Annotated in this window: 9 protein-coding genes; 7 read left to right on the forward strand and 2 right to left on the reverse strand. The window is 45.4% G+C overall.

The features are described from left to right. Positions 1-865 (forward strand): GspE/PulE family protein (locus L0J61_RS07250; protein ID WP_301465685.1); only part of this gene is annotated, 865 nt, incomplete at its 5' end. 74 nt (positions 866-939) lie between these two features. On the opposite strand, the gene L0J61_RS07255 is transcribed toward L0J61_RS07250, so the two are convergent. Next, positions 940-1,605: an acyltransferase gene (locus L0J61_RS07255; protein ID WP_301465687.1), complete on the reverse strand. Its 666-nt coding sequence runs from the start codon at positions 1,603-1,605 to the stop codon at positions 940-942. Positions 1,606-1,911: 306 nt separating this feature from the next. Between L0J61_RS07255 and L0J61_RS07260 the strand changes: the two genes are divergently transcribed. From L0J61_RS07260 to gspK, 6 genes are all read left to right on the forward strand, one after another. Continuing rightward, on the forward strand, positions 1,912-2,700 hold the full coding sequence (locus L0J61_RS07260; protein WP_301465688.1) for a TatD family hydrolase: 789 nt from the start codon (positions 1,912-1,914) through the stop codon (positions 2,698-2,700). Positions 2,701-2,957: 257 nt separating this feature from the next. After that, a complete protein-coding gene (locus L0J61_RS07265; protein WP_301465690.1) occupies positions 2,958-3,638 on the forward strand; it encodes a TetR/AcrR family transcriptional regulator in 681 nt (226 codons plus the stop codon). Between the two features lie 79 nt (positions 3,639-3,717). Then, positions 3,718-4,560: a prepilin-type N-terminal cleavage/methylation domain-containing protein gene (locus L0J61_RS07270; protein WP_301465692.1), complete on the forward strand. Its 843-nt coding sequence runs from the start codon at positions 3,718-3,720 to the stop codon at positions 4,558-4,560. 3 nt (positions 4,561-4,563) lie between these two features. Beyond that, positions 4,564-5,088 carry a type II secretion system minor pseudopilin GspI gene (gene gspI, locus L0J61_RS07275; RefSeq protein WP_301465693.1) on the forward strand — a complete coding sequence of 175 codons (525 nt, stop codon included), beginning with the start codon at positions 4,564-4,566 and terminating at the stop codon, positions 5,086-5,088. Beyond that, positions 5,085-5,855, forward strand: a complete 771-nt coding sequence (gene gspJ, locus L0J61_RS07280; protein WP_301465694.1) for a type II secretion system minor pseudopilin GspJ — start codon at positions 5,085-5,087, stop codon at positions 5,853-5,855. Before gspI ends, gspJ begins: the two co-directional genes overlap by 4 nt. 45 nt (positions 5,856-5,900) lie before the next feature. After that, positions 5,901-6,965 carry a type II secretion system minor pseudopilin GspK gene (gene gspK, locus L0J61_RS07285; protein ID WP_301465696.1) on the forward strand — a complete coding sequence of 355 codons (1,065 nt, stop codon included), beginning with the start codon at positions 5,901-5,903 and terminating at the stop codon, positions 6,963-6,965. A 128-nt stretch (positions 6,966-7,093) separates the two neighbouring features. Here gspK and L0J61_RS07290 read toward each other — a convergent pair whose 3' ends face one another. After that, positions 7,094-7,774, reverse strand: coding sequence for a TetR family transcriptional regulator (locus tag L0J61_RS07290; RefSeq protein WP_301465697.1), 681 nt, complete (start codon positions 7,772-7,774; stop codon positions 7,094-7,096). Between the last annotated feature and the right edge of the window lie 263 nt (positions 7,775-8,037).

Genomic DNA, 8,037 nt, shown 5'->3' on the forward strand with positions numbered 1-8,037 from the left:
GCGTGTGTTTGATCCTGAGGTGCTCGTCCGTTCATTTTCTCAGCTCGGTCTAACAGGCAAGCAGCTCGAGTCTTGGCATGGGTTGACGGCACACCCCAACGGCATCATTTTGGTCACAGGTCCGACGGGTTCGGGTAAGACAACTACTTTATATAGCACGTTAAAACAGCTAGCGACTGAGCAAGTCAATGTCTGTACCATCGAAGATCCGATTGAAATGATTGAGCCTGTGTTTAATCAGATGCAAGTCAATTCAGGTGTGGATTTGCACTTCGCTGATGGTATCCGATCTTTGATGCGTCAAGACCCAGACATCATCATGGTCGGTGAGATTCGTGATGCCGAAACGGCCAATATGGCGGTGCAGGCCTCTCTCACAGGGCACTTGGTGCTATCGACTTTGCATACCAATGACGCCCCAAGCTCAATTACCCGTTTACACGATTTGGGTGTTCAGCCGTTTTTGACCTCGGCGACTATTTTGGGTGTGATGGCGCAGCGTTTATTACGAACACTGTGTTCACATTGCAAACAGGCATTGGATATCACTGCAGATAGTGAGCTAGCCATTCAGTGGCAAGAGTTGGTTCAGCCTTGGCGTGCGCCATTGCCTGCGCAGATTTATACAGCACGGGGCTGTGAGCATTGCCGTCATACTGGCTATCAAGGGCGTGTCGGTCTCTATGAAATCATGCCGCTATCTAATGAGCTTAAAAAGCTGGTCGCAGCTGATGTCAATGTGGACACACTGAAAAAACAAGCTTGCCGCGAAGGGGTGCAGCCGTTACGCTTGTCTGGGGCAAAACGCGTCAGCGAAGGGGTGACGACCATAGAAGAAGTGATGCGGGTGGTGCCGCTTAATTGATTTTCATTTTTTATGGTTATTATCGTGAGTTTGAAATAACTTTAAAGTTGATCTCAGCATGGCATGAACAGCTACTAGCGCTCCCAGCGGACGTTTTGACGAATGACTTTGGCTGGCGTGCCTGCCACCATAGCGTTCGGTGTTTCAACTGGCTTGTTGACAAAGGAGCCGGCTGCAATGATACAGCCATTGGCGATAGAAACGTTTTTAGACACCGTTACATTGGCTGCTATCCAAATATGGTCTCCTAGAACGACGTCAGAATGTGAACTATTTATTTGTTTATCGCTGTCGATATCATAAACCTTGTGAACGTCTGTAGCACGAATTTCGATACCACGCGATATCATGCATGATTTGCCAATGGTGATGCTTCTGTCACGCGCCAAAACATAGCAGTCGATGGCAGTGGTATGATCACCTATGTGAATGTGTAAGTGATCGCCTACGATCAATAGTCGTCCGGAGAATTTGACTTGATCGCCAATAGTGACTTGATTGTGACTACCATTGATATCGATCTTTAGCTTGTTAAGCTTACATTGTTTACCGATAGTGATTTGATTGTCATGACCGTGACGAACAGTAATAACAGAGTCGCCAATGATGTGAGCGTCTTTGGCAATGCGAATATGGTTGTTATGCCCATTATCTTGCAGCAAAAACCGTCGTCTATACAGCTGTTTGGGTAAAACTGTCTTTATGATAGGCGGCAGGCTGATGGTTTTTTTACGGTTCATACGAAAAGCGCTTATAAGTGTCAGTGAAAGGGCTAACAAAGGGGCTATCGAGTAGCTGTATTGTCATGAAGCTAGATAGTTCCTGTGGGTAACATTTTAATTAGTTTCTGTATTTATTAGTTTCTGTACTTACATGATGAAGCATACTTGAAAATAGACTCTTTTAGAACAATAACTAGGATATCTATCAACTTAACGGCAGTTCTATTATTATCTGACTTTGTACATTAGTAGGTTAGCAGGCCACAATCTGTCTGCACAAACTTTGAGCTGCCATACTTTTTTATTTTATCAACGAGATTTTTTATGTTTACCGACACTCATTGTCATCTAAACCGCTTGGATTTAACCAAGTATGATGGTCAATTATCTGGCGCAATTACCGCTATGAAAGAAGCCAATGTCACGCGTGCCATGGCTATTATGTGCGATTTTGCTGAATACGATGATATCGCTAATATCGTCAGTACCTATGGTGACGAGACGTTGAATCTGGGTATGAGTGTGGGCATTCATCCATGTGAGGATATCAGCGTACTACAGTCAGCGACACTCGAGCGTTTGATAAAAACCGCTGACGCTGAGCATGTATGGGCAATCGGGGAGACAGGGCTGGATTATTACTGGTCTACAGAAAACAAAAAAGAGCAACAGGCAAGTCTTGTGCGTCATGTTCATGCCAGCCAAGCGCTGAAAAAGCCGCTGGTCGTACATATGCGTGATGCCAAGGAAGATACCATCGACATCCTAAAGTCTGAAGGCGCCGAGCATGGCATCATCCATTGCTTTACAGAGGATTGGGAGACTGCCAAACGGGCGTTAGATTTAGGGTTTTATATTTCATTCTCGGGTATTGTTAGCTTTAAAAGTGCCAAAATGATTCAGGATGCTGCACAACACATGCCCAAGGATCGAATACTTATCGAAACAGACAGCCCCTACTTAGCGCCAGTCCCCAAACGTGGACGGCCTAATGAACCTGCATATGTACCTTACGTGGCAGATTATCTTGCCGAGATGTATGGCTGTACGAGTGATGAAGTTGGTCAATTAACGGCAAAAAACTTTGAGAATTTACTGGCACAGTACCGTTAAAATGGTTATGCTATGACTAATCAGTCATTTATCAGATATCGCTGTGACTTTATGCCCTAAGTGTTTGTATTTATTGGTATATTCATATCGGTTGTTAATGACTATTTAGCAAACACAGGCATATTCCGCTTAGCAGTCGACGAGCAGTCTTTGAATCATTCATAGTCTCGCTACCGATGTGTTCATGGTTTTTATTACAAAATCAACCATGCAATAGATGGCTATATGCTGAATCTTGTCAGGTTTTAGGAGAGGTTATGAGTCGTCAGCATCAGTTCAAGGTACGAGAAGAGAACATCCTCGCGATGGCAGAACAGCTGTTACTTGAGTCAGGTGATGGTGATATCACATTAGACAGCTTGGCAGAGCAGCTGGATTTGGCTAAAGGTACGTTGTACAAGCATTTTTCTAGTAAAGACGAGTTATACTTACGCATCATTATCCGCTACGAAGAACAGTTATTCGATATCAATCGTATCGATGACTGTCCATCGGCAGGTGTCGCTCGCATGATTTTTCAGCAGTTGTTCAATCCACAAAAGGCCATGCTGCTCAATCAAATTGAAGAGCGCTTGGCTGCTTCGGCGACGGGTTTGAATCGTTTGTTTGGTGACCTGTACGATATCCGTCGTCAGCGTATGAAGCGCTTGATTGATATTATCAGTGCTTATTTGCAAGACGAGCGCAGTAGTTTGAGCACGCGTGATTATCTCTCATCAATTTGGGCGATGGGTCAAGGCGGTGCAGGGCTATTGAACTCGAGCTTTTATCAGCGTTATTTGGGTCGTCGTGATACGCTACGTTATGCTTTTGTTCAGCAGATGCTTGATCTACCGAGCCATTATCCCGCAGTTGACGAGGTATTGGATGAAGACATGCAAGACCTGGTAGAACCGATAGATAGGGTGTCAGAAGAGCATCGTAATACCAATTATTAGAGTTTCTAAGACCATATTTTATTTTGCTGTTGCAGCCCTTTTTCATAGCATAATTTCTTCATAGGCTTATAGGTGTAATATGCCGGTCACTGCCAAGACACAGTCCAGCTCAGCGGCCGTATATCATCTTAGCTTAGTCCATCAGTGCTTGGTGTATCGTCACGCTGATGTCAAACAGATATTGCACGTCAATTATCCTCCTCCTTTGCGACCCCCTCTTTGTTCATCGACTGATGTTTTTCCTACAGACTTCGATGCATCGAACTGCCTACACACACAATCTGGCTTTACGCTGGTTGAGATTATCGTCGTCGTGGTCATATTGTCTGTCTTTGCAGGTATGATGAGTTTGTCGGTCGGTAGTAGTGAGTCACGTAAAAACCGTGCTTTCTATGAGCATCTGACTGATTCATTGAGTTATGTCAGGTTGTTGTCGTCTGAACGTGCACAGCCGATGGGGTTGAGTCTACAAGCCAATAACCAAGGACAGATAACGCCTGTCATCGTCACCTTGTCCAATCCTTATATTGCCTATCAAGCCGCCACTGCATCTTCTGGCACGAGAGACAGTACCGCGAAAAATGCCATGGAGCTGTCAGCAGACATATCTACTATGTCAGGCGGACGTGGGGGTGATTTGCCCACACCAAGTTGGGATGTAGAGCCAGAGATTAGCCTGCCCGAATTACCAAGTGGGGTCAGTTTAAGAGTTCAAAGCTTAGCGTCTAATAATGCATCGAGTATTGGTCAAGGAAGGGTGCTGCAACCTTGGTTTACGGATCAAACAGTGCCACAAGTGCTTTGGTTCGGAACGGGTCAGGCGACTCCTGTGACCATTGAGGTGCTGCATGATTCACGTTTGGTGGGTGAGGTGATTACTATCATGCCTGATGGCAGTATGATGATTGGGCAGGGAGGGTAGTCGATGTCTGTCTTTTCTAAACCGCCCAATATTGTGTCCAAAGGGATTTCTGCTAAACCGAGGGTTTCTTTTTCGTCGTCTCTGTCGTCCTCACCGTCGCCATCTAAGTATGAAAGAGGATTTACTTTGATAGAGGTGATGGTGGCGCTGGCCGTTTTAGCCGTCGTTGCTGTCGCTGCGAGTCGTGCCAGTAGTGCATATTTGAGCTCAGTGGATGTGCTGCGTACGCGTACGTTAGCTCACTTCGTGGCGCAAAACGCTGCCGCTGATTTGCGTATTCAAGATACTTGGCTGACAGCCAACCGTACTCAATCTATCAATGCTCAAGGCCGAGACTGGCAGGTAGAGATGACGGTTAGTGAGTCTATGACACCCGCCATTAAAGAAGTTAGTATCGCCGTTGCTCCTATTATAGATGGACAGCCGCGGGCTACTGTCACTGATATTAATGTGATCATAAGTAACTCAGAGCAAGACACTGGTATTTTAGATTTGATGGAACAAGCCGCGGGCGGAGGTGGTTTGTGAGGCAGCAGCGAGGCTTTACCTTGCTTGAGCTATTGGTCGCCATGGCAATATTTGCCATGTTGGCAGTGGCGGGGTGGCAAGTGTTTGACGGTGTTACTCGCGCTCGTGATCGTGCTCAGCTGCATGCGGACAATTTGGCTGTTTTACAGTATGCTTATTTGCAGCTACAGCAAGATATGGGGCAAATTGCTCCTTATCAGGCATCGAACGACACCGAGATGGTGATGAGCAATAATGTCGTCAGCGATAGTAGCCAAGCAGAGACGGCGGTGGTTAATCCCGAGCCATTTATGAGTTTAAACGAAGATAGTCTTAGTTTTGTACGCTTCGCTGATCCTGATCCGCGCTACCAAAGCAGTGACAGCCTCCAACGCATAGAGTATGTCTTTGCTGATGAACGGCTCGTTCGCCGCCAGTACACCAGTATCAATGGTGGATCTGAGAGTGTGAGCTTAGATAGTGTATTGCTTGAAGGCGTCACTGCGGGTAGCTGGCAAGCCTATTTACCTGAAGTTAGTGACCAATTTCCTGGTGCAGACATCAGTGCTGTCAATAGCTCAACACCACAGAATAGTCAGGCCAATGCAGAGAGTACTGAGTCTGAGATTGTTCTGTTGCCAAAAGGTCTTGCGATTGGTTTCACCTATCAAGACATGCCTATCACTTGGCAATGGGCACTTGCTCCGCAACCAATGTCGCCTGCCAGTCAGACCGTTACCGACAATGAAAATAATGATGGCGGTGATAGTGATAATGGTAGTATATAGGGTAGCTCGTAACATGCATTATTTGTTAAATAGTAGAGATAGTTTATGTCGATGACAGCGCATTCACAGCGTGGAGTAGCCTTGCTGACTATCTTGTTATTGGTAGTCAGTATTACCGTGGTGGCAGGTGCAATGCTGGCCAGTCAAAAGATTGCTATCAGACGTAGTGGGTTGCTGTTTGAACAGAATCAGCTATTACAAGACATTGATGCAGGACAGCAGATGGCTGTGACGTTGATCCGTGCAGATGATACATTGAACGATACTGATAGTGAGCAAGATATTTGGGCACAGCCGATGCCACCTTACTTGTTAGGTGGGCACAGTATTAGCATTGAGCTACGCGATGAGGCCAGTCGTTTTAATATAAACAATTTATATCAGAATGGTGAGGTAAATACTGTCGCTTTGGCCCTGTTTGAAAGATTACTGACACAGCTAGGGTTAGAGTCTGATATTGCTATCGCAGTACTGGACTACCAAGATCTAGATACTGAGGTCTATCTAGATGGTGGCGATGAAAGTCTGGTATATGATCAGCAGAGAAGTGGCTCAAGCAGTGGGACTTTGCCAAACCAGCCGTTTGTAAGCGTTGATCAGTTGCAAGATCTAGGCGCGGTCAGCGATGAGGCGTTAGCGACATTACGCCCTTGTATTACGGCAATCCCTTATTCTGTAACAATCAACGTCAACACGGCCAGTCCAGTTTTGCTGGCTGCATTAATCGATGGCACTCAGAGCACAGAGATGCAAGCGCTGGTCGAGATGCGCACGGAGCAAGTATTAACCGATATCAGTGATTTATGGCAGCTACCACCCTTAAACGCTGTGAGCAATGAAGACAGGTCAGCGTTAGAATCGCTGCTGGCAGTTGATAGCCAAGCATTCAAAGCGCTTATCACCGCGACTGATAGTATGGAGGTTGGTCAAGCACGTCAACGATTTGCAACCGTTTTGATTAGCAAGACTGACGCTGATGTGAATGGCGCAGACAGTAGCGATGGTTCTGACAATGGTGACTCCACTGATGATAGTAGTGGCTCTGATAACCAAGCCAAAAACATCAAGGTAGTGCATCAACGTCTTTGGGTTTTCCGACCCAGCTTTTGAAGGTATCAAAAAGCCGTTCAAGAAACTGTTTAAACAGCCTTAAGAGTAAAACAACGCTGAGCGTCAAGTAACCTTGGCTGAGCGTTAAGTAGTTTTAGATGTATAAACAGACTAATTGGTGACGCGACCTAATCCTTTAACAGTGTTTCTTCACTGGATTTCCAGTTATATGCGCCGTAAAACAGCATCTGCGCTTGGCGGGTGCAGTTATGTAGCATCAGTTGCTTATTCTTTTCAATCTCGTTCAAATCTATCTCGTCATCATGGTCTTCTGTATAGGTCAGCTCTAACCAATCAATAATCCAAGAAAAGAACATATTGACACCAGCCTCGGCCAATAAGCGTCGATCGTAAGCATTGATATGAGTAAACGCAGGCTGTAATGCTAGGTCGTCTGCTAAATTTTGAGCGTGCTTTTTGATCAGGGTATTAATCGCCTGACGAACGGCGTCAGATCCGCCATAGCGTTCACTAACCAAAAACTGCCAGTAATAAGGTTGATCACTTACCATGTATAAAAACAGCTGAATACTCTTAGCGATTTGCCGGTCATAGCTGCGTTTGCGACCAATATGTAGGCTATCGCTTAATATCGCGAGCGTACTACCTAACTCTTCAATCACCAAGGCTCGGCCAAGTGACTCCATATCATCAAAATGACGATAAAAAGCGGTCGGTACTACGCCCACCTCTCGGGTTACCTGTCTGAGGCTGATAGAGCTAAAAGATTGCCCTGTCATACATAAGTCGAGCACGGCATTAAAAAAAGCGTGTCGAGTTTGAAGTTTCTTTTGTTCGCGACTACTCATAATATTTCAAAAACTATCCAATAGAGGGATATCATACTCATTTTAGCGCGTAAATACGACTAAATACGAAACGAATGTAAACTCAACGGTGTTGATTAAAGTAGAGTCTAACGATAAACTTTCGTCAATGCTAGCCACCAGCGCCTATCTGTGAATATTTTACTTACGGATATTCTATACGTGCTAGACCATCGTTCCCCAATGACCTTGTAGCTCCTGCGCTAACCTATAAGCCTCGTGGTCATTCATACCAGTAATAAAAT

The organism is Psychrobacter sp., assembly GCF_030457785.1.
Classification (GTDB): domain Bacteria; phylum Pseudomonadota; class Gammaproteobacteria; order Pseudomonadales; family Moraxellaceae; genus Psychrobacter.